The sequence below is a fragment of the Rhizobium sp. AC27/96 genome, assembly GCF_001692325.1.
GTDB lineage: Bacteria > Pseudomonadota > Alphaproteobacteria > Rhizobiales > Rhizobiaceae > Rhizobium.
The window spans coordinates 524,740-547,274 of sequence record NZ_LXKN01000018.1 but is presented as its reverse complement, the minus strand read 5'-3'; the positions used below and the strand labels follow the sequence as shown (position 1 = coordinate 547,274).

The window sequence follows — 22,535 nt, the reverse complement described above, 5'->3', positions numbered from 1 at the left end:
TTATTCCTGCATGATGTGGATCGGCCGCACTCAGGCGCCGACGGCTTTCTTATTGATGAAGCTGAAGGTGAGCACGGCGAAGATCAGCAATCCCGTGCCGACCTGTTGCCAGTAGAAGTTCAGGCCCGTCAGCAGCAGGCCGTTCGCCACGATGCTGAGCAAGAGCACACCGAGCACCGTGCCTGCGACATTCGGCCGGCCGAGCGGCGAAAAGGTTGTGCCGATGAAGGTGGCGCCGATGGCGTTCAGCATGAAGCCGTTGCCGGAGGAGGGGATATAGACCGTCACCGTCGCTGTCAGGATCAGCCCGGCAAAGGCGGCGATGACGCCGGCGAGAATGAAGGTTGCAGCGACATGGGCTCTGAGCCCAATGCCCGAATAGCGCACTGTCCGCGGCTGGATACCGATCGCCAGAACCACGCGCCCGAAGCGCATCCTTGCAAACAGCAATGCGGCACCGGCGATGATGACGCCTGCGATCAGAAGCGGCACAGGAATAGTGCCGAGCGTTCCATGTCCGATAAAACGAAATGCTTTGGGCACGCCTGACGGAGGCAGATAGACCGGATTGCCGCCATCGGTCAGCAGTTGCTGGATGCTGCGGCCGATGAACAGCGTTCCAAGCGTTGCCAGGAATGGCGATACGCCGATCCCGGAAATCAGCACTGCGTTGAACGCCCCGACCAGCGCTCCGGCGCCCAGGCCCGCCAGAGCAGCCAAAGGCACAGGCACCCCAGCTAGGATGCTGGAAACGAAAGCAAAGCTCGCAAAGTCAACCGCCGTTCCCACAGAAAGATCGATACCACCAGCCGCAACCGCAAAGGTCATGGCGATGGAGACGATGGCGAGTAGCGTGAAATTGTTGACGAGAATACTCTGCAGGTTGCCGGGGCTGAGGAATGTCGGCGCCAATGCTGAAAACAGCGAGAAGACGGCGATCAGCGCGACTATGAGGCCATATCGAGCAATACCGGCAAGCGGTCGTCCTGAAGCAGCGGTAGCGGACATGGTCAGATCTCCCGTTTGCGCAGCAGGGTTGTCGCCGAAACGACGATCAGGATCAGCAGGCCTTGAACGCCGCTGACCAGCGTGCTGGGCAGGTTCAGAAGCTGGAAGCCGTTGATGAGGAATCCGACGAACAGGGTCGAAATCAGCGTTCCACCGATGGTCGGCACGAGCCGGCGCGAGAAGACCGAGCCGAGCAGGGCGGTTACGACGACGGGAAGCAGCATCTCGCCGGAACCGGTGGTGCTGCCGCTGAGATAGGACACCGACAGAATGCCGGCGACGCCACCGCAGAGACCGCTGGCGACGAATGCGCCGGCAACCAGCTTTTTCAGCGGCAAGCCGGCGGTGCGCGCAGCTTCGGGAAATTCGCCGACGGCGTAGAGCCTGAGGCCAAGCGGTGTATATTGCACGATGGCGGTGACGATGATGGTGAAGCCGATAAGCACATAGGCGAGGATCGGTATGCCGAAGCCATCTGACGCGGAAAGGACTGTCAGAAAGTCGGTCGCGGCGGGAAGAACGGTATTCTGGGTCAGGACCAGCTCCAGGCCGGCGACGACATTCATCACGGCGAGCGTTGCCAATAGTGGCACGATGCCCGCCAGCACGATCGCCAGCGCGTTGACGGCCCCGATTGCCAGTCCGGTGGCAAGTGCGCCCGCGCCGGCGGCAATATCATTGAAGCCCAGCTGGATCAGTGTCGCGTAGACGGCGGCGCTCAGGCCCATATTGGCCGCAAGCGAGAGGTCGATGCCGCCGGTGACGACGTTGGAGCCGCCGGCGATGAGCACGATTGTCAGGCCGATGGCGAGAACGCCCGAAATAGCCGACTGGCCGAGCACGTTGCCGATATTGCCGACCGTCAGGAAGTAGGGTGCCGTTAGGGCAAAAATCACGAGGATCGACAGGAAGGCAAGCAAAGAGCCGAAGCGCAGGGTTGCGGCCGCTAGCTTGCTGCCCGATGGCAGCGAACGCCCGGCCGGAGCCTCGGGGAGGGAGGCAAATTGGACATCAGCCGACATGGCGCAATCCTTCCACGGCGCCGGTCGATGCCGACAGCACTTCATCCGTTGTGGTCTGTGAGGAGATCAGCTCACGCGTCAGGCGGCCGCGAAAGAGCACAAGGATCCTGTCGGTAATGCCCACCAGCTCGGGCAGATCCGACGAGAGTACGATCACGCCGGCGCCTCGCGCGGCAAGCTCGCCGATCAGGTTATAGATCTCGACCTTGGAGCCGATATCGACGCCGACGGTGGGTTCATCGAGCAGATAGATTTCCGACTTGCGGCTCAGCCATTTGGCGATGGCCACCTTCTGCTGGTTGCCGCCCGAGAGCGTGCGAACCAGGGCTTCGCGCCCGGACGTCTTGATCTGCAGGCGCTTGATCAGATCGTCGGTATCGTTGGCCTCGCGTTTGCGGTTGAGAAAGCCAAAGCGGGTGTAGCGGGCAAGGCTCGATAGCGTGATGTTTTCGCGTACGCTGAGATCAAGGCCAACGCCATGGCCGCGACGATCCTCAGGCACCAGCGCTAGCTGATGGTTGACGGCCTCCACCGGGCTGCGCGGCTTCAGGGCCTGCGTCTCGATATCGATCTCTCCGCTTGTTGCTGCCTGCAATCCGAACAGCGTCCGCACCAAGTCCTTAGCTCCGGAGCCAAGCAAGCCGGTGATGCCGAGGATCTCGCCACGGCGCAGCGTGAAGCTAATGTCGTGGAAGCGGTTCGCTGCCGAGAGATTGCGAACCTTTAGAATTTCAGCGCCGAGCTCCACCTGCCGCTTTGGGAACATCTCCCCGATATCGCGCTCAACCATCAGGGTCGCGATACCGTTGGCAGACGTCTCGCTCATGGGCAGCGAGGCGACATCGGTGCCGTTGCGCAGCACTGTGACATCGTCGCACAAGGCCTCAATTTCGTTGAGATAGTGCGAGATGTAGATGATGGTCACACCTTCGCTGCGCAGGCGGCGGATGAGGCGGAAGAGGATATCTGCCTCCTGCCGCACCAAAGCGGCGGTCGGCTCGTCGAAGACGAGAAGCTTCGGCTGGTGCAGCAGCGCCCGGGTGATCTGAACGATCTGCTGCTCGGCCGTGGAAAGTTCGCTCATCAGGGCGTTCTTCGGCAAATCGACGCCGAAGTAATTGGCAAGAATCTCGCTGGCGCGACGCTGCATCGCGCTGCGATCGATGAAGGGTGTGCCGCCAACGCGCAGCTCCCTGCCGAGGAACAGCGTCTCGCCCACGGTAAATGTGGGTACCAGCAACCGGTCCTGATGAATGAAATGAATGCCGAGTTCTTCGCACAGATGCGGCGTCAGCCGGTCGTAGTCTCGGCCCTCGACCTCGATGCGGCCCTCATCCGGCCTGTGCAGGCCGGCAAGAAGCTTGATCAGCGTCGACTTGCCGGCACCATTCTGCCCGACAAGCCCGTGCACGGTGCCGCGCCGCACGGTCAGCGATGCACCGGCCAGCGCCTGCGCGCCGCCGAAACGCTTCACGACACGTTCGAAGCGGACGATGTGGTCCTGGCTGTCGGCCGCAGGCGTGGTTACTGTCATTGGAAAAGGCCCTCGCATCAAGCGGGGCGACGCGGCTAACGCCGCATCGCCGGTTCACATGTCAGCCGATGCCAAGTTTCTTGACGATGTCGGCGACGTTGCTCTTGTTGGCGAGGAGAGCAGGTACGTAGGTCTCGCGCGGCAGGGTCTGTCCTGCGAGCAGCTTGGCGACGTTGCGGATTGCGGTGCGGCCGATTTCCGCCGGCTGTTGGGCTGCGTCGGCGCCTGCAGGAGAGTTCGGATCGGCGACCAGCTGCAGCACTTCCGGGCTGCCGTCGACGCCATAGGTGCGGATTTCGGTGCGGCCAGCTGCGGCTAGTGCCTGCGTGGCGCCGAGCTGTGGAATATCCCAGGCCGACCAGATGGCCTTGATCGAGCCCTTTTCCGGGTACTTGTTGAGGATCGCGGTGATCTGGGTGAAGGCATCCTGAACGGTGTTGGGAATGACATCCCGCAGCTCGGGCTGAATGATCTTCACCTTCGGGAAATACTTGACGACATTGACAAGCTGGTCATAGCGGATCGCGCAGGGCGTCACGCCATAAAAGCCGTTGAAGGCGATGATATTGCCTTCGCCGCCAATATCGGAGACGAGCTGTAGCGCCAGATCCTTGCCGATGCCCCAGTTGTCGGATGTGGTGTTGTTGATCGAATTGGTGGAACCGACATCGACGGTCAGAACGGGAATGCCCGCATCCCGCGCCTTCTTCAGCCAGGGATCGATGACGCTCAAGGTGCCGAGGATCTGGACGATCGCATCCGGCCGCTGCGCAATCAGCGTCTGCAGCTGCGACACCAGCTTGCCGTCGTTCCGGCCGGCGTCAACGGCGATCGGCGTGCCGCCCAGCTTCTTCACTTCGTCGATCTGGGCATTATAGGCCTGTAGATCGAAATAGTGGTCGGTGCCCGTCGCGCTGATGGCGATGCGCTTGCCTTTCAGGGACAGGGCGTCGTCGGCAGCCGCTGCCTTGCTTGAGATGAGGCCAGCGGTTGCCAGCGCTGCTCCGGCGGCGGTCAGTTTCAGAATATCCCGGCGTCCAAGGCCGGTCGTGTGTTCGTTGGTCATGAAAGCATCCTCTCCAGCAATCCATAAATTCCAATAGGATACAAAATAGATAGATTTTAACATTTACGGAGGAACGTTTTTCCAAAACCTGAGCGGACAGGGGAATTTCCGTGGGTTGCCTGCCCAAAGCGCAGGTCGGTGTTTCTAGCCGACGAATAGAGTTAGGGGTGCGGTCGGTTATTTCCGACAAATGAGCCGCAGGCTATGAGCACATGGCGGCGCGCCCAGGAGGCAAGCCCTTGCCGCCAAGCCTTCCTCAAGCGAACAAAGAATCTCCGAAGGCCGCCAAAATCGGATGATTTACTCTACTAAAAACATAGGGATTATATCTAATAATTGCACACGTCGCGGGGGTTCCGTCAGACGACGTTCCAGATTGATTGAACGCGAGGTTCGCTACTATGAAGTCCCTTCTACGGCTTGCCCTGTCAGCCGCCGCCATTCCGTTTCTCTTCACGCAAGCCGCGATTGCCGGCGGTGTGAATGGCGCTCCTGCTCCTTTCGATAAGGGCGGCGTGAAGGTCGCTTTGATCAGCTATATTTCGGCTGGAGATTTCTTCCAGGCCTATCAGGCGGGTGCCGAGGCGCAGGCCAAGGCGCTCGATATCGACCTGCGCGTCTTTCCAGGCCGTCAGGATGCCGCCGAGCAGCGTGAGCAAATCCTGCAGGCGATCAACCTCGGCGTTTCCGGCATCGTCATCGATCACGGCCTTCCGGAATCCCTGAGTGACGTCGTCCAGCAGGCGCTGGACAAGGGCATCAAGGTCGTCGCCTTTGACGTCAATCTCAACAATCCGAAGATCCCGCAGGTCGAGCAGAGCGACCACGAGCTTGCCGATCTCGCTTTGAAGCAGGTCGTCAAGGACAACGGCACCAGCTTCAAGGCAGGCTATGTCTATGTTGCCGGCTTTGCGCCGCTCGACCGCCGCAACGAGGTCTGGGACACGTTCAAGAAGGCAAACGCCGGTGTTGTCGAAAAGGCCCGTTTCGGCAATGTCAGCGACACGACGGCAACTTCGACGGCCGACCAGGCAAAGGCGGCGCTGGCGGCAAATCCCGATATCAGCGTCGTCTTCGCCCCCTATGACGAATTTGCCCGCGGCGTGAAGCTCGCCGCCACTGACCTCGGCATTGCAAGCAAGCTGAAGATCTATTCGGCCGATGTCTCCACTGCCGATATCCAGGAGATCGTCGAGCCCGGCAGCCCGTGGGTTGCGACCGTCGCCACCAATCCTGCCGTCGTCGGCGCCGTCTCCATTCGTGCCGCCGCCCTGCAGATCGCCGGGCAGGACGTTCCGCATCAGATCAGCGTCAAGCCGACACTGTTGACGCAGGAAGCGTTGCGTGCAGCCGGAGTGAAGACGATCGAGGAACTGGCCCAGAAGGTGCCGGCCTTCAGCACGAGCGATGCGGTGACCGCAAGCTGGATCCCGAAAAAGCTTTTCTAGGCTGCCCGCCTCGAATTACCGGCGGGCTCATGTGCCCGCCGGACTATGCCAAAGAACCGGAGTGATATCATGAGCCAGTCCAACGTCGTCTTTGCGGGCCATCGGAATGCCACGCGGGAGGACCTTTTCGCCAGCGCCGAGGAAATTTCGGCCGATCTTTCCAAGCGCGCTGCCGAACTCGACCGTGAGGGCCGGCCACCGCTTGGCGAAATCGTCAAGCTGAAGAATGCCGGATTGCTGAATGCATTGCATGCGCCCGAGATCGGTGGTGGCGGCCTCGATTGGGTCGATGGGCTGCGGCTGACGCGCATTCTCGCTCGTGGTGAAAGCTCCATCGGCCAGCTTCTCGGCTATCACTATGTCAACAGCCAGTATGTCTACTGGGGTTTCGATGAAGCGCGTGCGCAGGAGCTCGGCAGCAAGACGGTCGCCAACAGCCTCTATTGGGGCGCGGCCGTCAATCCGCGTGATCCCGGCCTCGTGCTCTCCCGCCGCGGTAACGGCTATGTTCTGAACGGCCGCAAATCCTTCTCCACGGCCGCGCATGTCTCCGACTACATCAACGCCAACGCCGCGCTTGACGACAAGATCGTCGGCTTTGCCGTCCCCACTAGCCGGGCAGGCTACAAGGCCAATGACGACTGGGACAATTTCGGCCAGCGCCTGTCTGACAGCGGCAGTGTCGAGTTCCATGACTTTCCAGTCTATGAGGAGGATCTGGACAAGGTCGGAACGAGTGGCGGCACAGCACCCGTATTGGCGACATTCAATACGCCGCTCATCCAGCTGGTTTTCGTCAATTTCTATCTCGGAACCGCTGAAGGTGCGTTGCGCGAAGCGGTTGATTATGTCCGCACGACCACGCGGCCTTGGGTCACCTCCGGTGTCGAGCGGGCAGCGGATGATCCCTATATTCTCGAGCGCGTCGGCGAGCTGACGGCTGCCTTGAAGGCGTCGGCGGCGCTTGCCGACAGTGCTGCGGCAATTGTGCAGGCCGGTCTTGCCAAGGGCTCTAAGGCGACCGCACGCGAACGCGGCGAAGCAGCAGCCGAAGCCTACGCGGCGAAGGTGAACGCCACACATGTTGCACTCGACGTGACCAATCGCGTTTTCGAGCTCACCGGCGCGCGTTCAACGGCCGAGAAGTTTCGCTTCGATCGCTTCTGGCGCAATGTCCGGACACACACACTGCATGATCCAGTCTTCTACAAGGCCAAGGAAGTCGGTGAGTTCGTTCTCAACGACAAGATCCCCGAGGTTAGCCTCTACAGCTAACTGTCCTCAGCGCCGCAGACGCGGCCATCATATCCATCCTGCCGGTGCGCATCGAAACCCGGCAGGACAGGTCGGTTGCCAGCGCTTCCATAAGGTGTTTCGCATTTTTCTATAAAGTCATGCGGGGTTGAGCACCGTAACCTGCGTTTCTCGTTCGGAGGAAATGAGAAACGCAAAGGTATGGAGGAGTTTACCTTGGCAGCAACCACAGAGGAAAATACCGCGCATCTATCCCCTGAGGATGAAAAGCTCAGCCTCGGCGCCAATCTGGCCTATGGGCTTCAGCATGTTCTGACAATGTATGGCGGCATCGTCGCCGTTCCGTTGATCCTCGGACAGGCATCGGGTCTTTCGGCATCGGACATAGGTCTGCTGGTGACGGCTTCGCTGTTTGCCGGGGGCCTGGCAACCATCCTGCAGACGATAGGGGTGCCATTCTTCGGCAGCCGTCTGCCTCTCGTGCAGGGCGTATCCTTTTCCGGTGTCGCGACGATGATCGCCATTACCGGGCATGGGGGTATCCAGTCCGTCCTCGGCGCCGTTATCGCGGCTTCGTTCCTAGGACTGGCGATCACGCCGGTATTTTCGCGCATCACGCGCTTCTTCCCGCCGCTTGTTACCGGCATCGTCATTACGACGATTGGGCTCACGCTGATGCCGGTTGCTGCAAACTGGGCAATGGGCGGCAACAGGAGCGCCCCGGATTTCGGCAGTCAGGCCAATATCCAGCTCGCCGCCGTGACGCTCGTGATCGTGTTGCTGCTGAGCAAGCTCGGCAGTGCGTCCATCTCGCGGCTCTCGATCCTGCTGGCCATCATCATCGGCACCGGCATAGCCTATGCCTCGGGCCTGACTGACTTTTCGCAGGTAGCGAATGGGCCCTTCATAGCCTTGCCGAAAATCTTCCACTTCGGTTATCCGATCTTTGACGCGGCCGCGATCATCTCGATGTTCATCGTCATCATGGTGACGCTCGTCGAGACCTCGGCGGACATCCTCGCGGTCAGTGAAATCGTCGGAACCAAAGTCGATGCGCGCCGGCTCGGCGACGGTCTGCGCGCAGATATGCTGTCGAGCATCCTTGCGCCGGTCTTCGGCTCCTTCACGCAGAGCGCCTTTGCCCAGAATGTCGGCCTTGTGGCGGTGACCGGCATCAAGAGCCGCTATGTGGTGGCGACTGGCGGGCTCTTTCTTGTCGCTCTCGGGCTGCTGCCGGTGGTGGGCCGGATCGTGGCGGCGGTTCCCAGCTCCGTCCTCGGCGGCGCGGGGCTCGTCCTGTTCGGAACGGTCGCCGCGAGCGGCATCAGAACCCTCGCCAAGGTCGATTATGAGAACAACATGAATCTCATCATCGTCGCGACCTCGATCGGCTTCGGAATGATCCCGATCGCATCGCCGACCTTCTATGAGCATTTTCCGGCCTGGGTCATCACGATTTTCCACTCCGGCATCAGCTCGGCAGCCTTGATGGCCATCACGCTGAACCTGCTGTTCAACCACCTGAAGGTGGGCAATTCGGATCAGCAGTCGGTATTCGTTGCCGGAACGGAGCGTCTGATCCGGTATCAGGATATCGCTGTTCTCCACGACGGCGACTATTTCCTGAACGGCAGGCTCTTTGATGCCAACGGCACGGAGGTTCCGCTGATCCCGGCCGAAGCCCACTAAGGCCAGCAATGAACGACGGCGACTTGCGGGCGCTCTTACGCTCTCAAGTCGCCGTCTCTGGGCACTCGGTGACTGGTTATCCCCATCGATGGAGAGGACGCTTAGGCCTCGCTCAGAGCGCGCCGTTCTTCGGGGGGATGACGTCGTTCAGATGATAATTGCCGACGACGTGATATTTCCAGCGCACGGGATCATGCAGCGTGTGAGTGCGGGCATTGCGCCAGTGGCGGTCGAGGTTGAGATCCAGCTTGACCGACGACGTCCCGGCCAGTTCGAACAGCGTGTTCGTCGCTTCGATGGCGATCTCCGTCGTCAGCACCTTGGCCGCAGCGACCGCCAGCGTTGCCTCAATCACCCTCTTTTCTGTTGTTTCGACCTGGGCCGCATCCACCTTTCGGCCGGCGCGCTCGATGGTCGCGGTTGCTGCTTCCAGTCGAATAGCGATCTGTCCGATCTTGGTGATCGTCAGCGGGTCGTCCGATGCATGCTCCACGCCGCTGTCCATCCAGGGGCGTGACTTGGTTTTCACGAAATCCAGCGTTTCGGCAAAGGCCGCTCGGGCTATGCCAAGGTCGACACCGGCATGGATGATCTGGCCGACCGAGCCGATCGTCGTCGACCGCTCGAACCCCTTGTGGTGAAGGACGACATGGTCAGCATTCACATAGACATTGTTGAGGACCGTGGTGCCGCTGCCGGTGGTACGCTGGCCGAAGCCATCCCAGTCGTCGATGATATCGATGCCTTCGGTTCCTTTGGGAACGAAGGCCATGACCAGCTTGTCGCTTTCATCAAGGGCGAAGACGGTGACCCAATCGGCGAAGAGAACGCCCGTCGAATAGAATTTCCGGCCGTTGATGCGGTAGCCGGGGCCGTCTCGGGTGATGCGGGTATTGTAGTGGCCGACCGTTTTCGTGCCGCGTTCCGATAGCGCATTGCCGAAACGGTCACCGGCCAGGGCGCGGCCGAAAAAGTAGCGCTTCTGATCTTCCGAGCCGTCGACGCGCAAAGCTTCCAGTATATAGAAATGGTTCTGCGGGATCTGGCCGATCGAGCCGTCCGCCTGCGCCAGAATGGCGGTGATTTCCGCCAGCGTGGCATTCGAGACATCCAGGCCGCCATATTCCTCGGGAACCGTGATCGCCAGTAGCCCGGATTGCGCCAGAATATCCATCTCCGCGAAGGGAAGCTGCCTTTCGCTGTCGCGGTCGGAGGCCGTTGATGCAAAATGCTCGGCAAGCTCGCGTGCCACAGCCAATGCCTGCTGCTCCGTCTCCAGCAACGTGGCCTGCGGATGCGTCGAGTTGAGATGGTGCAATTGCGCGTTCATGGGCCGACTCCGATTTCATTCGGCGCCACGATGCAGCATTCAAAGGCGCGCTACGAGGAAAGCCATTTCGTTTTTGTTGAAGCGCCCGGTTCGTGTTTTCCTTATCTATAGAATGAATAGATAATATCTGCGTTGGAAGAGATATCCCGCATGAGGATTGGCTGCGCCTGCCGGTCAAAGCCGGTTAGTCCGCCAGTCGTCAAAACGCGCATGCGCAAGCGCCAGCGAGGCGACGAGCGGCGTGAGACCGTGAAAAGGCAGGGCGCGCGCGGTCTTGAGAGGGATCGGCAGGGACGCGGCAGGTTCGCCAAGCGCCAGTCTGGCAAGTACGCGGCCAAGCTGCGCGGTCATTGCGATACCCCGGCCGTTGCAGCCGATGCCGCCGAAAAAGCCGTCACCGAAACGATAAAGATGCGGCAGGAAATCCGGCGTCATCACGGCTACGCCGGTCCAGACGATTTCGACGCCCGGATGGCGGGGAAGGCGGAGTTCGGACACCAGGCGATCGACGACGGACCGACCCACCCGCTCGAAGGCGCCTATCGGATTGATCGCCATGCCGCCGCTGATCAGCCTGTTGTCGCGATCCAGCCGGTAGGTGAAGAGATTGGAACGGGTGTCGCCAACCGGCCGCCGGTGCGGCGCAATGCGTACAACGGTTTCTGCGTCGAGCGGCCTGGTTGCCACCTGGTAGACCCGGAGCGGCACACCGGTGCGCCCCATGCGCGATGCGATGCCGCCCGTGAAGGCGTTAGTTGCGAGAATAACCTGATCCGCCTCGATCTCTCTATCCGCGAAGACGACCAGCCAGCCATTGCCGCGCCGAACGACCTTCCCGACCGGGCTCTCTTCGCAGATAGTGCCGCCGCGCCGGGTTACGGCCTGCGCTAGGCCGTAGAGATAATTCAGGGGATGGATGGTTCCGCCGGAATGGTCGATCAACCCGCCGGAATAGATCTCCATTGCTGTCTCGGCATGGATCTGGTGCGCATCGAGGAATTCGACGGGGCGGCCGAGCCCTGCCCAGTCGCGGGCACGTTGCCGCAGAACACCCGCCATGTCCTCGCCATAGGCCGGCTGCAGCCAGCCGGTTTGCGCGGCATCGCAGGCGATCCCTTCCTCGGCGATCGTTGCATAGACCTGATCGGCCCCCGTCCCGACGAGCGATAGAAGCGCATCCGCCTTGTCGCGGGGCAGCTTTTGGCGAACCGTCGCCGGATCTGCCTTGGCAAAATTCGGGACTACAAAGCCGGCATTCATACCGCTTGCGCCAGCCCCTAGCCGTCCGGCCTCGAGAACGGTGACGGAGCGACCGGCGCGGAGAAGATGGAGCGCGGCCGTCAGCCCCGTGAAGCCGCCGCCGATCACCACAACGTCACAACGCGACGATGCACCGTGAGCGAGGTCAGGGGCAGGGCCGGCCGTCAGCGTCCAAAGCGTCGGATTGGTGGGGCGAGCAATATGGCTGGACATTTGCGGATATTCTTCCAAAACCTACGCCCGATAGCTGGCTCCATATGTCCGCCATCGAAAGAGATCGCTCGGGGATTTTCAGAGGCAAGGCGCTCCGATTGAAGCACCTCGCAGTTTTGTAGGGTGACGTCGCTGAGCTTACTTGATCTTGTCCTTGAGCGACGAGACGTCTTCCATCGACAGTTCGCCATCGGTCGCGACCTTGCCGTCGGCAATCTTCCAGAGACGGAACGGGCCGGTGATATCGCCATATTGATCGAAGGAGACCGGGCCGATGACGCCCTCGTAGTGGATTGGCTTGCCGTCCTTGATGAGGCCGAGGGCCTTGGCGAACTCCTCTTTGCCGGCATAGATCGGCGTGCCCTTCGGGTCGACGACCTTGAACATCGCATCCTTCAGCTTGGACGTGTCGTCGCCGGTGATCGCCAGCGCCAGCCCGACGATGGCCCCGGCATCATAGGCCCGGTCGGCGGCCGGATTGGAGGGCTCGATACCCGAGAACTCCTTGTAGTTCTTGTTGAAATAGTCGGTCGATGGCGTCGGAGTGGTGCCCGAGGAGGTGCCGTAGGCGTCCTTCAGGTAATCGGCGCCGACGGAATCGATAAAGTCCGGGCTGTTCATGCCGTCATTGAGCAGGAATTTCTGCGGGCCGCCCTGCGAGATCCAGGTACGGGCGATCGTCGCGCCGTCGACCGGCGTGCTGACCAGATAGAGTCCATCAGGATTGCCGGACATGCCGGCCGTGACTTCCGAGGCATAGCTCGACTGCTTCTCATTATAGGGCGTGGTCGAGACGATCGTACCGCCGAGCGCCTTGTAGGCCTTGGAGAATTCCGCGACCATGTTAACACCGAAGTCGCTGTTGACGTGGATGATCGCCAGCTTCTTGAAGCCCTTGTCGATGGCATATTTCGCCGCCGCGATCCCCTGCAGGGAATCCGAGGTGATGGTGCGGAAGAAGATGCCGTTGGTCTTGCCGTCGCGACCGAGCGCCGTCAGCGTCGGCGAGGAGGCGGCAGGCGATACCTGTACGATCTTGGCGGGTGCGGTCACCGAGGTCAGGATCGGGATCGTAACCGAGGAGATGATGCCGCCGATAATAGCCGGCACCTTCTTGACCTGCACGAGCTGTGTCGCCGCATCGACGGCGACATTGCCCTGGCTCTGGCTGTCGCGGGTATCCGTGGCCAGATCGCAGCCATGCACACCGCCGGCGGCATTGATGTCGCGGAAGGCCATCTCGACGGACTTGGCACCCGCCTGGCCGTATTCGCCGGCCGGGCCGGTCAGTTCCATCACCAGGCCGACGGTCACCTTGCAATCGGCGGCATTGGCGGCACCGGCAGCGGCCAGGAGAGTCAGGGCCGTGGTGATCTGAAATATCGTTTTTTTCATCTTTGTTCCCCTTGTTCGGTCAACGATTTTCATTTTGGTTTTTGAGAACCTGTCAGTTGTCCGGCATCTGCAACCAGGTTTCATGCAGATGCTGCCATTCGACGCCGTTGGGTGCCGATGAACTTGCGGTAAAGATCGCGCTTGCCTGACGCCGGCTGTATTTTCCGGCGCGCATCTGCGCCTCGACATAGGTCAGGACGATGGTGTCCCCGGTTTCGTAGCTCGCGCGGATATCTGAGATCTCAATGGTGAAGTTGCCCTGAAACGTCGCCCGGTTTGCACGGATGAGCTCGATGGTCTCGGCGCGGTCGAACATGCGGCCGGTCGGCGGGATCATGTGAAAGGCTCCGCCGAAGGTGCGTTCGCAGCGGCCGAAATCGGTGCTGTCGGCGGTTGCAGCGTCGTACCAGGCTTCGAAGAAGCGATGGAAATCAAGAACTTCGGCGCTGGCCTTCTCGAATAGTGTTGAACCCTGGCTCATTTCTTCCCCGCATTCAGGTTGTAGTGCATGATCGAACCGTGCCGGCCGGTGCGGTCGCGTTCCAGTGTATAGACATCGCCTTCCGGCCCACGGGCTCGGTCGATGATCGCTGCGATCTGCCGGCGGTCTTCGTCGGATAGTTCGATATCCATGATCTTCGCGTTGGCGAGGGCGTGCGCCTGATTACGCGCACCAACGATGACGGCGGCGACGAGCGGCTGCTCCAGCACCCAGGCGCTGGCGATGGTGGCGATGTCGACACCGTGCCGCGCGCCGATTGTCTTCAGCGTGCCGAGCAGCGACTGGAACAGGTCCCAACCGCCGAAATCGTCGATGATCAGCTTGTATTTGACCAGCGACCGGTTTTCGAGCGGCATCTCCGGCTCGGGCTGTCCCAGCCATTTGTCGCTGAGGAAGCCGCCGGCCACAGAGCCGTAGCAGAGGAACTTGACGTTATTTTCCCCGGCGAGTTGCGCGAGCCCATGGGTGGGCCGCTGATCGAGAACCGAATATTGCAGCTGCTGGCTGACCAGGGGGATGCCGGCATTGAGGATTTCGGCGATATGCGGCGTGTCGAAGTTCGTCGTGCCGACGTTGCGTACCTTCCCCTCCCGGCGCATCTCGTCAAGCCAACCAAGCGCGTCGAGATAGCCGGGCAATGCATAGTCCCACCAGTGGAACTGGACGAGATCGATCTGCTCGGTTTTGAGCTTGCGCAGCGACTTGTCGACGATGCCGCCGATATAGTCACGGTCGATGGTGGCAAGCTTCTCCAGATCCGGCACAAGCTTGGTGTGCACCTTCATGGCTTTTGCCGCTTCGGCGCCACGCTCGTTGAAAAGCCGCTCTCGCGCCTCGCCGATCAGCTCCTCGACGCCGGTATAGATATCGGCGCAGTCATAGGTGCGGATACCGGCATCGAAGGCAGCGATCAGATCGGTAACGGCCTGTGATCGATCGACGGCGCCATGGCCTCCGGCCAGCTGCCAGCCGCCGCGGATGACGCGCGAAATCCTGTATCCGGGGCTCAGTTCGAAGGTCTGGGCATGCATCTGTGTTTATTCTCCTTCGGGCAACGGCACGGCCGTTGTTTCGGCATGGCTGAACCGCCGCTTGTCCGTCCTGACGATCCGCAGCCGGCTTGCGCAGTTCGGGTCGGGGCAGGCGATTTCCGCGTCCGAAGTCATCCAGTCATTCTTGTGGGTCGGCCGCTGTTTCGCCGCCAGTAAGGGCAGCACGGCGGAAATGGAATAGATCGAAAAGCCCTGGCCCGGTGGCAGCGAGAGCATTTCGCCCTTGAGTTCGAAATAGTCACCGGCCTTGGCGCCGCAATAGATCGGCTTGCCTTCCGGAATAACGGCCTCGACACGGAGATCGAAGAGCTCGAAACTGTCGTCGGCTTCCGTTGTCATCTCAGATCTCCGCACGCTCGAAACTCACGTCGCAGGCACCGTTACGGCGGATGATGCCGCAGGCGGCAGCGAACTGCTCGCGCTCCTCTGGCCGGACCTGCGCGACGACGCTGCCGGCGAGCCAGCCAATCGGGAAGAGCAGCCGCGCACCCGGCCCATAGAACAGGCCGATGTCGAAGATCGCATCGGGATTGCCGCCCCACATGCGCGGCGGCACATAGCTCAGCACGATATCGCCGGGCTGTGGCGTCAGCGTCGCGTTTTCAGCCGGCAGTGCAGCGGCATAGGAGGCGCCCTTCAGGTGTGCGGCAGGGATCGGGCAGGAAATTTCCGGGCCGGTCCACATCGCATGAATGCCGGCAACGATGCGGGGCTCGCTCAGATAATTCCAGAGAAAGGCGGCATTATCGGGCGCCTTTGCGTCGAGAAGCGGTGCGAACACGCTAAGGCCGGAGCGCTGTTCGGAAATCTTGATGGCGCGGTGGCTCATACGGATGTGCCTTTCTTGGAATCGGCTTCCAGTTTGTTGCGCAGGAACACGAAGGGGCGGCTGATGTCGGCGACCAGTGCTTCGCGAGCTTCCCTGGCGTCCTGTCTGGCAAGTGCCTTGACGATGGTGCGGTGGTAATGGGCCGTGTCGACTTCGCCGGCATCCGAAAAAGCGTAGATGGCGACGCGGATGCAGGGTCCCGATTGCAGCCATAGGCTCTCGATCATAGGGATGAGCACTGCCGAGCCGCAGGCGCGGTAGATTTCGAAATGGAAGGCCTGGTTGAGCGTCACCTCGCGGTCGACATCCTTCTTTTGCTTCAGCGCGCGCATCTCGTCCCATTCGCTGAGCATGGTCTCGATGGTCGATATCTGCTTTGGGGTCATGCGGGTTGCCGCCAGCGCAATAGCCTCGCCCTCGATCAGGATGCGGGCGCGCAATAGGTCGTCCATGCGCTCCAGCGTGATGGGCGGCACGCGCACGGAGCGGTTGGGCAGAGCTTCGAGCGCCTTTTCGGTGATCAGTCGTCCGAGAGCTTCGCGCACCGGCATGGTGCTGGTCATCAGCGCATCGGCCAGCCCCCGGATCGTCAACACCTGGCTGGGTTCGAACAAGCCGCCGATCAAAGCGCGGCGCAGCTCGGAATAGACACGATCCTGGACGGTCTCGCGGCCAACGGGCGCAAGCTGTGCGGCAATCGGATCGCTCTTTTCGGCGGCGGCCTTTTGCATTCGAAATCCCTTTTTGGCTTGCGGAGAAGATTAAAGCTGATTAGCGTGATCAATGCAAGTGTGATCACAAATCAAATAATCAGGGTGCGGCATTGACCGTTTCCCGACCAGAGGGATCTCATGAGTACGACAAGTGAACGGCAAGGGGAGGAAGCCCGGCCTGTTCTGAGCGCCAGGAATGTGGTGCGGCGTTTCGGCGGTGTCACCGCCGTCAACGACGTTTCATTCCAGATACGGCAAGGCGAAATTCTGGGCCTCATCGGCCCCAATGGCGCAGGCAAGACGACGATGTTCGATCTGCTCGCCGGCAGCGTTGCGCCGAGCAGCGGCGATATCATTTTGAACGGCGCGTCTGTTGCAGGTGAGGCGGCTCATCGCCGTATCGGCCGCGGCCTCGGCCGAACGTTTCAGATCCCACGTCCTTTCCCCAATCTGACGCTTCTCGACAATATCATGCTCGCTGCCCAGGGGCAGTCCGGCGAGCGGCTATTGTCCAACTTCCTGCGTCCCATGAAGGTCGCCGCACAAGAGAAGGCGGCCCAGGCGAAGGCCATGGAATTGCTTGACCTCGTCCATTTGACGCGGCTGGCGCATGAGCCTGCGAGGGTGCTCTCGGGTGGCCAGCGCAAGCTTCTGGAGCTTGCCCGCGTGATGATGGCCGATCCCGCGCTCATTCTGCTGGATGAGCCGGCAGCCGGCGTCAACGCGACGCTTCTTGAGACGATCATCGACCGCATCCGCGACATCAACCAGCGCGGCGTCACTTTTCTTCTGATCGAGCACAATATCGATATGGTCACGCGCCTGTGCCATCGCGTCCTCGTCATGGCGAGCGGCCAGCTTCTTTGCGAGGGTACACCGGATGAAGTGGCCCGCGATCCGCGCGTCATCGAAGCCTATCTGGGAGGCGCTGCATGAGCGAGACCGTCCTCATCGTTCGCGATCTCGTCGCCGGTTACGAGCCCGGCGTGCCGATCGTGCGCGGCGCCTCGATCAAGGTCGCCGAAAAGGAGATTGTCGTCGTCCTCGGCCCCAACGGCGCCGGAAAGTCGAGCTTTATCAAGGCAATTGCGGGCCTGGTTCCGATCGAAAGCGGCAAGGTGGAGCTAGCCGGCAAGGATATCACGGGTGCGCCTGCTCACACCATGGTGCGGCTCGGTCTGGCCTTCGTGCCGCAAACAGAAAACGTCTTCCCGCTTATGTCGGTGGATGACAATCTGAAGGTTGCCGGCGGCATCCTCAAGGCGAAGGAAGTGCCCGCTCGTATCGAGGAAATGTACGCGACCTTTCCAGATCTGGCTCGTCATCGCCGCATTGCAGCCGGAAATCTCTCGGGCGGGCAGCGGCAGATGCTGGCCGTCGCGCGCGCGCTCATCGTGCATCCGAAGCTTCTCGTGCTGGATGAGCCCTCCGCTGGTCTTTCGCCAAAATTCGTCTCGATGGTCTTCGAGATGCTGACTGACATCCGGAGGTCGGGCGTCACCATTCTTCTGGTCGAGCAGAATGCCAAAGCTGCCCTTTCGATCGGCGACCGAGCCTATGTCCTTGTCGAGGGCAAGGACAGGCATGAGGGGGTCGCATCGGAATTGTGGAACGACCCTGTTGTCGCCGAACTCTATCTCGGCCAACGCCCAACCGTCTCTAGAGCAGGAGGTGCGGCATGAACCTGCAATTCATCGTCGACGGCTTGCTAACGGGCTCGATGATCGGCCTTGGTGCCATCGGCGTGACGCTGACCTATTCGATCCTGCGCTTCTCGAATTTCGCCCATGGCGATTTCATGGCCTGGGGCACCTATGCGACGCTGGCTGTCGTCAGTGCCATCGGAGCCATCTTCGGCAAGGTCGCGCCGATCGGGCCGTTGTCTTTCGGTTGGCCGTTAATCGTGGCGGTCATCGTCGCCATGGGTTTCACCGGCCTGCTCGCCCTGTCGCTGGACAAGATCCTGTTTTCCAGGCTTCGCTCCAAGGGGCAGTCGATCATCGTGGTCATGGCGAGCTTCGGCGCTTCCATGGCCCTGCGCAGCCTGCTCGAATTCCTCTTCACCTCGCGGCCGACCTATTTCAGCCGCGCCATCCAGATCGCCATGCCCGTCGGCTTCGGCATTCGCATCACGCCCGACCAGATCGTGCTTCTGATCGTCACGTCATTGCTCGTTCTCGGCGTGCATATGCTGATCACAAAAACCCAAACTGGCCGCTCGATGCAGGCACTCAGCCAGAACCCGGCACTTGCGCGTGTCGTCGGCATCGATGTCGCCAAGGTGGTTCGCGTTACCTGGCTGATCGGCGGGGGCTTGGCCTGCGTTGCCGGCGTCATGATCGGCATTCTCGTGCAGATCCGCCCGCTGATGGGCTTCGACATGTTGCTGCCAATGTTCGCAGCCACCATCCTCGGCGGCATAGGAAGCGTGCCGGGCGCTGTTCTTGGAGGCCTGATCATCGGTCTTGCCGAGGCTGGCGCAGTTCAGCTCATCGGGGCCGAATGGCGCGCCGCCGTCTCCTTCATCATCCTGATGGCGGTGCTGTTCATCCGGCCCATCGGCCTTTTCGGAGTGAGGGAACGATGATGGATATTCTCGGCTATGGCGCATTCTTCCTGACGACGGCGCTGATCTTTTCCTTCATCACCCTCGGGCTGAATTTGCAGTGGGGTCTGACTGGTCTCTTCAACGTCGGCCTTGCCGGCTTCGTCGCCATCGGTGCCTACACGTCGGCGCTTCTGACGACGCCGGAGACCGCGGGCCGCTTCGGCGGGTTCGATCTGCCGATTGCTGTCGGCTGGCTCGGTGCGATGATCGTCGCCGGTCTTGCAGCCGCCATCATCGGGATTGCGACGTTGCGGCTGAAATCGGACTATCTCGCCATCACCACTTTCGGCGTGGCGGTTGTCGTCCAGCTCGTGGCGTTGAATGCGCAGGGCCTGACTGGAGGCCCCTTCGGCATCGGCTTCATTCCGCGTCCTTTCGCCAGCCTTGCTGAAACGCCATTGCTTTTCAACTTCGCCAATCTTGGCGTCGTGGTCGTGGTCTTGTTGATCGTCTATCTGGCGCTTGAGCATCTGTCGCGCAGCCCTTGGGGGCGCGTGCTGAAGGCGCTGCGCGAGGATGAGCGGGCGGCCGTTTCGCTCGGCAAGAGCGCCCGCTTCTATCGCGTCCAGGCCTTCGCCGTCGGCGGCGCCATCATGGGGCTTGCCGGCGCCCTGCAGGCCCATTTCATCGGCTTTATCGCGCCGGATAATTACGTTCCGATCCTGACCTTCCAGGTCTGGGTCATGCTGATCGTTGGCGGCTCGGGCAGCAACAAGGGCGCGGTTATCGGCAGCGTCGTGGTCTGGGCGATATGGGCAGGCTCTGGCGCATTGACGAGCGCGCTCGTCTCGCCGGAACAGCAGGCGCGGGCCGCATCCCTGCAGATCGTGGCGATCGGCGTCATGCTCTGTATCATCCTGTTGGTGCGTCCCGGCGGTCTTTTCGGGGATATGCCGCGCCGCCGCCGCCCGGATGCGCAGGAGCAATTGCCGAAAACAGGCGAGAGGGGTGCCTCCTGACGGAGTTGGCGGGGTTGATGCAGGTGATGTCGGTTTGAGGTTTGACGACGCGAGAACCCATGATACTGAGAGAAATGGACAAGGTTCGCAGCACAGCCATGCAGATTATTCTCGCCATTCACTGAATGGTGGGTCGGATAGTTTGTCCAGTGATTAAACCCGCCCTCGAGGCGGGTTTTCCATTTCCGTCTTGCGGGCTTTACCGGAGTCGGAAATGTCAGACCAAGAATTCAACGACGTCCCCCAGGCCACCCACCGAGCGACACTGCATATGCTGTGCGGAAAGATCGCGGCTGGAAAATCCACCCTGACGGCTGAGTTGGGCCGTATGCCATCCACCGTGGTCATCAGCGAGGATTTCTGGCTCAGTCGCCTGTTTGGCCCAGAGATGAAGGATGTTGGCGACTATATCCGCTGCTCGCGCCGGTTGCGCGATGCCATCGGGCCTCATGTTCAGAACCTGCTCCGTTTGGGACTGTCGGTCGTGCTCGATTTTCCGGCAAACACGCCCGCCATGCGTTCATGGATGAGAACACTTTTCGAAGCGGCGGGAGCTGATCATTGCCTCCACTTCCTCGACGTGCCCGACGAGATCTGCAAGGCCCGCCTTCGCGCACGCAATGCGGCCGGCACGCATGACTTCGCCGCCTCCGATGCAGAATTCGAACTGATCTCCCGCTATTTCGTCGCACCCTCGGAACCGGAAGGGTTCAAAGTCATTCTATCGTAGGCATAAAAACAGAGGTTTGCCGATGATCGATAGCATCAACCGTTCATCGGCAAGTCCCAACTGTGACTGCAAACCATCGACAATCTCCAAGCCAACTTTGATGTCTCTGCCATAGCGACGCGGCTTTGACATGGAGCAACATTGGGCAATATAGTTTCATATACAAAATTACATTTACATATAAACCGATATATGTTCATCTTGATCTCGTCGGTCTTCCTGTGATCGATTGTAGGGAGAGCGTCGCGTAGCCATTATCCAACGAACAGAACGGGGAATGACCGCATGCCTTATGACGTCATCGTTGTTGGTGCCGGAGCCGCAGGCGCAGTGCTTGCCGCCCGATTGACGGAAGATCCGAACAAGAAGGTGCTGTTGCTGGAGGCCGGCCCGGATTATCGCAGCAGCGAGCAACCCGCAGAAATGCAAAGTCCGAACCCGTTCAATCTGCTTTTGCCGCGCCGCTTTCAGGACGCTTACATGTATCCGGATCTGATGGCGCGGCGAACGAGCAGGCAGCCGTACCGTGTCTATTGGCGCGGCAAGGGCATGGGCGGCTCGACCGCGGTCAACGGTCAGATCGCCATTCGCGGCATGCTTCATGCCTTCGATCGCTGGGCCGATATCGGTTGCAGCGGATGGTCCGGTAGCGATGTGCTTCCCTTCTTCAACCGGCTCGAAGACGATCCGATCGTCGCGGATTATCACGGTCGCAACGGGCCTACTCCGATTTATCGCGCTCCGGTCGAGACATGGGGCAATGTCGACAAAGCGATGCGCGAGAGTGCGCTGGCCCTTGGCCATGTCTGGAACGACGATCTGAACGATCCCGAAGCCGAAGGCGTGTGCTGCTACCCCATCAATAGCCGTGGCGGCAAGCGCGTTTCGGTCAATGATGCCTATCTGGAGCCGGCGCGTGGCCGTACCAATCTGACGATCGTCGGATCGGCGACGGTGGACAAGGTGATTTTCGATGGCCGCAGGGCGACCGGTGTAAGTGCCATCACCAATGGTCAGGCGAAGACATTTCTTGCGCCGCTCGTCATTCTTTCGGCTGGCTCCATTCACTCGCCGGTCATCCTGCAGCGCTCCGGTATCGGTCCGGCCTCCTTGTTGAGGAAGCGCGGTGTGGAGGTTATCGCCGACCTGCCGGTTGGGGAGAATTTTTTCGATCACCCTTACTGCCGCATCGAGCTCAAGCTGAAGAGCGAATTCAAGGCGACCGACGTCGATGCGCGGCATACCAACTGCTGCGTTCGCATGAGTTCGGGCCTGCCAGGAGCCGAACGCGACGATATTCTCTTCGTGTCGATGAACCATGGCGGTATCGGCGTCGAGTCGGATAGCGCGCAGTTCGGCGAGGCGATGATCAATCTGATCCTCATGGAGGCCAAGAGCCGGGGTTCTGTCTGCCTGCGGTCTGCCAATCCATTCGATCAGCCTGTCGTCGACGAGAACATGCTGTCCCATCCACTTGATCTGGCGCGTATGCGTGATGGCTACCGCCATCTCGGCAAGATGGCGGCGCAGGCATCGATCCAGGCTGTCACCGAAAGCATATTGCTCGGTGATTCCGATCAGCCTCTCTCCTGGCTCGATACGGCCAGCGATGTGGCGGTCGAGGATTTCCTGTTGACGCAATCCTCCGATGCGCAGCACGGTATCGGCGGCTGCAGCATGGGGCGCGCAGGAGCCGGCGTCGTCGATCCGGAATGCCGCGTCAATGGTTTCGAAGGTCTGCGCGTCATCGACGCCTCGATCATGCCGCTCGACTGTCAAGCCAACACGAATCTGACAACCATTATGATCGGCGAGAAAATGGCCGACAGGCTGCGTCGGGCCTCCCGCTGAATGTGGAGGGAGGCGACGTAACGAAGCATGCCCTACGACAGATTATGACTGCTTTCCCCACCTGGCCTTCGC

Annotated in this window: 21 protein-coding genes; 9 read left to right on the top strand and 12 right to left on the bottom strand. The window is 60.8% G+C overall.

What is annotated here, in order from left to right:
• Positions 1–30 precede the first annotated feature (30 nt).
• The 4 genes from A6U86_RS16145 to A6U86_RS16130 all read right to left on the bottom strand — a co-directional run bounded on the left by A6U86_RS16145 (position 31) and on the right by A6U86_RS16130 (position 4,630).
• A complete protein-coding gene (locus A6U86_RS16145; protein ID WP_068393035.1) occupies positions 31–1,008 on the bottom strand; it encodes an ABC transporter permease in 978 nt (325 codons plus the stop codon).
• 2 nt (positions 1,009–1,010) lie between these two features.
• Entirely contained in the window at positions 1,011–2,030 is a 1,020-nt protein-coding gene (locus A6U86_RS16140; protein WP_068393031.1) for an ABC transporter permease, read from the bottom strand.
• Complete coding sequence (locus A6U86_RS16135) at positions 2,020–3,564, bottom strand: sugar ABC transporter ATP-binding protein (RefSeq protein WP_068393028.1); 1,545 nt, start codon at positions 3,562–3,564, stop codon at positions 2,020–2,022. Before A6U86_RS16135 ends, A6U86_RS16140 begins: the two co-directional genes overlap by 11 nt.
• A gap of 61 nt (positions 3,565–3,625) precedes the next feature.
• Positions 3,626–4,630 (bottom strand): sugar ABC transporter substrate-binding protein, encoded by a 1,005-nt coding sequence (locus A6U86_RS16130; protein ID WP_068393026.1) that lies wholly within the window; start codon positions 4,628–4,630, stop codon positions 3,626–3,628.
• A 401-nt stretch (positions 4,631–5,031) separates the two neighbouring features.
• On the opposite strand from A6U86_RS16130, the gene A6U86_RS16125 reads away from it, so the two are divergent.
• From A6U86_RS16125 to A6U86_RS16115, 3 genes are all read left to right on the top strand, one after another.
• Complete coding sequence (locus tag A6U86_RS16125; protein WP_068393023.1) at positions 5,032–6,078, top strand: substrate-binding domain-containing protein; 1,047 nt, start codon at positions 5,032–5,034, stop codon at positions 6,076–6,078.
• Between the two features lie 69 nt (positions 6,079–6,147).
• Positions 6,148–7,353 (top strand): acyl-CoA dehydrogenase family protein, encoded by a 1,206-nt coding sequence (locus A6U86_RS16120; RefSeq protein ID WP_068393020.1) that lies wholly within the window; start codon positions 6,148–6,150, stop codon positions 7,351–7,353.
• A 180-nt stretch (positions 7,354–7,533) separates the two neighbouring features.
• Positions 7,534–9,021 carry a nucleobase:cation symporter-2 family protein gene (locus A6U86_RS16115; protein WP_141683713.1) on the top strand — a complete coding sequence of 496 codons (1,488 nt, stop codon included), beginning with the start codon at positions 7,534–7,536 and terminating at the stop codon, positions 9,019–9,021.
• A 112-nt stretch (positions 9,022–9,133) separates the two neighbouring features.
• On the opposite strand, the gene A6U86_RS16110 is transcribed toward A6U86_RS16115, so the two are convergent.
• The 8 genes from A6U86_RS16110 to A6U86_RS16075 all read right to left on the bottom strand — a co-directional run bounded on the left by A6U86_RS16110 (position 9,134) and on the right by A6U86_RS16075 (position 16,333).
• Positions 9,134–10,351 (bottom strand): SfnB family sulfur acquisition oxidoreductase, encoded by a 1,218-nt coding sequence (locus tag A6U86_RS16110; RefSeq protein ID WP_068393017.1) that lies wholly within the window; start codon positions 10,349–10,351, stop codon positions 9,134–9,136.
• A 174-nt stretch (positions 10,352–10,525) separates the two neighbouring features.
• Entirely contained in the window at positions 10,526–11,824 is a 1,299-nt protein-coding gene (locus A6U86_RS16105) for an FAD-binding oxidoreductase (RefSeq protein WP_068393014.1), read from the bottom strand.
• A 138-nt stretch (positions 11,825–11,962) separates the two neighbouring features.
• Positions 11,963–13,219 carry an ABC transporter substrate-binding protein gene (locus tag A6U86_RS16100; protein WP_068393011.1) on the bottom strand — a complete coding sequence of 419 codons (1,257 nt, stop codon included), beginning with the start codon at positions 13,217–13,219 and terminating at the stop codon, positions 11,963–11,965.
• A gap of 52 nt (positions 13,220–13,271) precedes the next feature.
• Positions 13,272–13,700, bottom strand: coding sequence for a hypothetical protein (locus A6U86_RS16095; RefSeq protein ID WP_068393008.1), 429 nt, complete (start codon positions 13,698–13,700; stop codon positions 13,272–13,274).
• Entirely contained in the window at positions 13,697–14,752 is a 1,056-nt protein-coding gene (locus A6U86_RS16090) for an aldo/keto reductase (RefSeq protein ID WP_068393005.1), read from the bottom strand. Before A6U86_RS16090 ends, A6U86_RS16095 begins: the two co-directional genes overlap by 4 nt.
• Before the next feature lie 6 nt (positions 14,753–14,758).
• Complete coding sequence (locus A6U86_RS16085) at positions 14,759–15,112, bottom strand: TIGR04076 family protein (protein ID WP_068393002.1); 354 nt, start codon at positions 15,110–15,112, stop codon at positions 14,759–14,761.
• 1 nt (position 15,113) lies between these two features.
• Positions 15,114–15,602 (bottom strand): DUF3830 family protein, encoded by a 489-nt coding sequence (locus tag A6U86_RS16080; RefSeq protein WP_068392999.1) that lies wholly within the window; start codon positions 15,600–15,602, stop codon positions 15,114–15,116.
• Positions 15,599–16,333, bottom strand: a complete 735-nt coding sequence (locus A6U86_RS16075) for a GntR family transcriptional regulator (RefSeq protein ID WP_068392996.1) — start codon at positions 16,331–16,333, stop codon at positions 15,599–15,601. The genes A6U86_RS16080 and A6U86_RS16075 overlap by 4 nt, the downstream gene beginning before the upstream one ends.
• A 120-nt stretch (positions 16,334–16,453) precedes the next feature.
• On the opposite strand from A6U86_RS16075, the gene A6U86_RS16070 reads away from it, so the two are divergent.
• The 6 genes from A6U86_RS16070 to A6U86_RS16045 all read left to right on the top strand — a co-directional run bounded on the left by A6U86_RS16070 (position 16,454) and on the right by A6U86_RS16045 (position 22,463).
• Positions 16,454–17,251: an ABC transporter ATP-binding protein gene (locus tag A6U86_RS16070; RefSeq protein WP_068392993.1), complete on the top strand. Its 798-nt coding sequence runs from the start codon at positions 16,454–16,456 to the stop codon at positions 17,249–17,251.
• Positions 17,248–17,997: an ABC transporter ATP-binding protein gene (locus tag A6U86_RS16065; RefSeq protein ID WP_068392990.1), complete on the top strand. Its 750-nt coding sequence runs from the start codon at positions 17,248–17,250 to the stop codon at positions 17,995–17,997. Before A6U86_RS16070 ends, A6U86_RS16065 begins: the two co-directional genes overlap by 4 nt.
• Positions 17,994–18,902, top strand: coding sequence for a branched-chain amino acid ABC transporter permease (locus A6U86_RS16060; protein ID WP_068392987.1), 909 nt, complete (start codon positions 17,994–17,996; stop codon positions 18,900–18,902). Before A6U86_RS16065 ends, A6U86_RS16060 begins: the two co-directional genes overlap by 4 nt.
• Entirely contained in the window at positions 18,899–19,882 is a 984-nt protein-coding gene (locus A6U86_RS16055; RefSeq protein ID WP_068392983.1) for a branched-chain amino acid ABC transporter permease, read from the top strand. Before A6U86_RS16060 ends, A6U86_RS16055 begins: the two co-directional genes overlap by 4 nt.
• 214 nt (positions 19,883–20,096) lie before the next feature.
• A complete protein-coding gene (locus A6U86_RS16050) occupies positions 20,097–20,612 on the top strand; it encodes an ATP-binding protein (protein WP_083196853.1) in 516 nt (171 codons plus the stop codon).
• Positions 20,613–20,897: 285 nt separating this feature from the next.
• On the top strand, positions 20,898–22,463 hold the full coding sequence (locus A6U86_RS16045; RefSeq protein WP_068392981.1) for a GMC family oxidoreductase: 1,566 nt from the start codon (positions 20,898–20,900) through the stop codon (positions 22,461–22,463).
• The last annotated feature ends 72 nt before the right edge of the window (positions 22,464–22,535 follow it).

Coding starts and splice junctions, on each gene's coding strand:
- A6U86_RS16145 (WP_068393035.1), bottom strand. CDS start 1,008: ATGTCCGCTACCGCTGCTTCAGGACGACCGCTTGCCGGTATTGCTCGA.
- A6U86_RS16075 (WP_068392996.1), bottom strand. CDS start 16,333: ATGCAAAAGGCCGCCGCCGAAAAGAGCGATCCGATTGCCGCACAGCTT.
- A6U86_RS16045 (WP_068392981.1), top strand. CDS start 20,898: ATGCCTTATGACGTCATCGTTGTTGGTGCCGGAGCCGCAGGCGCAGTG.
- A6U86_RS16130 (WP_068393026.1), bottom strand. CDS start 4,630: ATGACCAACGAACACACGACCGGCCTTGGACGCCGGGATATTCTGAAA.
- A6U86_RS16120 (WP_068393020.1), top strand. CDS start 6,148: ATGAGCCAGTCCAACGTCGTCTTTGCGGGCCATCGGAATGCCACGCGG.
- A6U86_RS16135 (WP_068393028.1), bottom strand. CDS start 3,564: ATGACAGTAACCACGCCTGCGGCCGACAGCCAGGACCACATCGTCCGC.
- A6U86_RS16105 (WP_068393014.1), bottom strand. CDS start 11,824: ATGTCCAGCCATATTGCTCGCCCCACCAATCCGACGCTTTGGACGCTG.
- A6U86_RS16065 (WP_068392990.1), top strand. CDS start 17,248: ATGAGCGAGACCGTCCTCATCGTTCGCGATCTCGTCGCCGGTTACGAG.
- A6U86_RS16055 (WP_068392983.1), top strand. CDS start 18,899: ATGATGGATATTCTCGGCTATGGCGCATTCTTCCTGACGACGGCGCTG.
- A6U86_RS16060 (WP_068392987.1), top strand. CDS start 17,994: ATGAACCTGCAATTCATCGTCGACGGCTTGCTAACGGGCTCGATGATC.
- A6U86_RS16110 (WP_068393017.1), bottom strand. CDS start 10,351: ATGAACGCGCAATTGCACCATCTCAACTCGACGCATCCGCAGGCCACG.
- A6U86_RS16070 (WP_068392993.1), top strand. CDS start 16,454: ATGAGTACGACAAGTGAACGGCAAGGGGAGGAAGCCCGGCCTGTTCTG.
- A6U86_RS16090 (WP_068393005.1), bottom strand. CDS start 14,752: ATGCATGCCCAGACCTTCGAACTGAGCCCCGGATACAGGATTTCGCGC.
- A6U86_RS16050 (WP_083196853.1), top strand. CDS start 20,097: ATGTCAGACCAAGAATTCAACGACGTCCCCCAGGCCACCCACCGAGCG.
- A6U86_RS16080 (WP_068392999.1), bottom strand. CDS start 15,602: ATGAGCCACCGCGCCATCAAGATTTCCGAACAGCGCTCCGGCCTTAGC.
- A6U86_RS16100 (WP_068393011.1), bottom strand. CDS start 13,219: ATGAAAAAAACGATATTTCAGATCACCACGGCCCTGACTCTCCTGGCC.
- A6U86_RS16140 (WP_068393031.1), bottom strand. CDS start 2,030: ATGTCGGCTGATGTCCAATTTGCCTCCCTCCCCGAGGCTCCGGCCGGG.
- A6U86_RS16125 (WP_068393023.1), top strand. CDS start 5,032: ATGAAGTCCCTTCTACGGCTTGCCCTGTCAGCCGCCGCCATTCCGTTT.
- A6U86_RS16085 (WP_068393002.1), bottom strand. CDS start 15,112: ATGACAACGGAAGCCGACGACAGTTTCGAGCTCTTCGATCTCCGTGTC.
- A6U86_RS16095 (WP_068393008.1), bottom strand. CDS start 13,700: ATGAGCCAGGGTTCAACACTATTCGAGAAGGCCAGCGCCGAAGTTCTT.
- A6U86_RS16115 (WP_141683713.1), top strand. CDS start 7,534: ATGGAGGAGTTTACCTTGGCAGCAACCACAGAGGAAAATACCGCGCAT.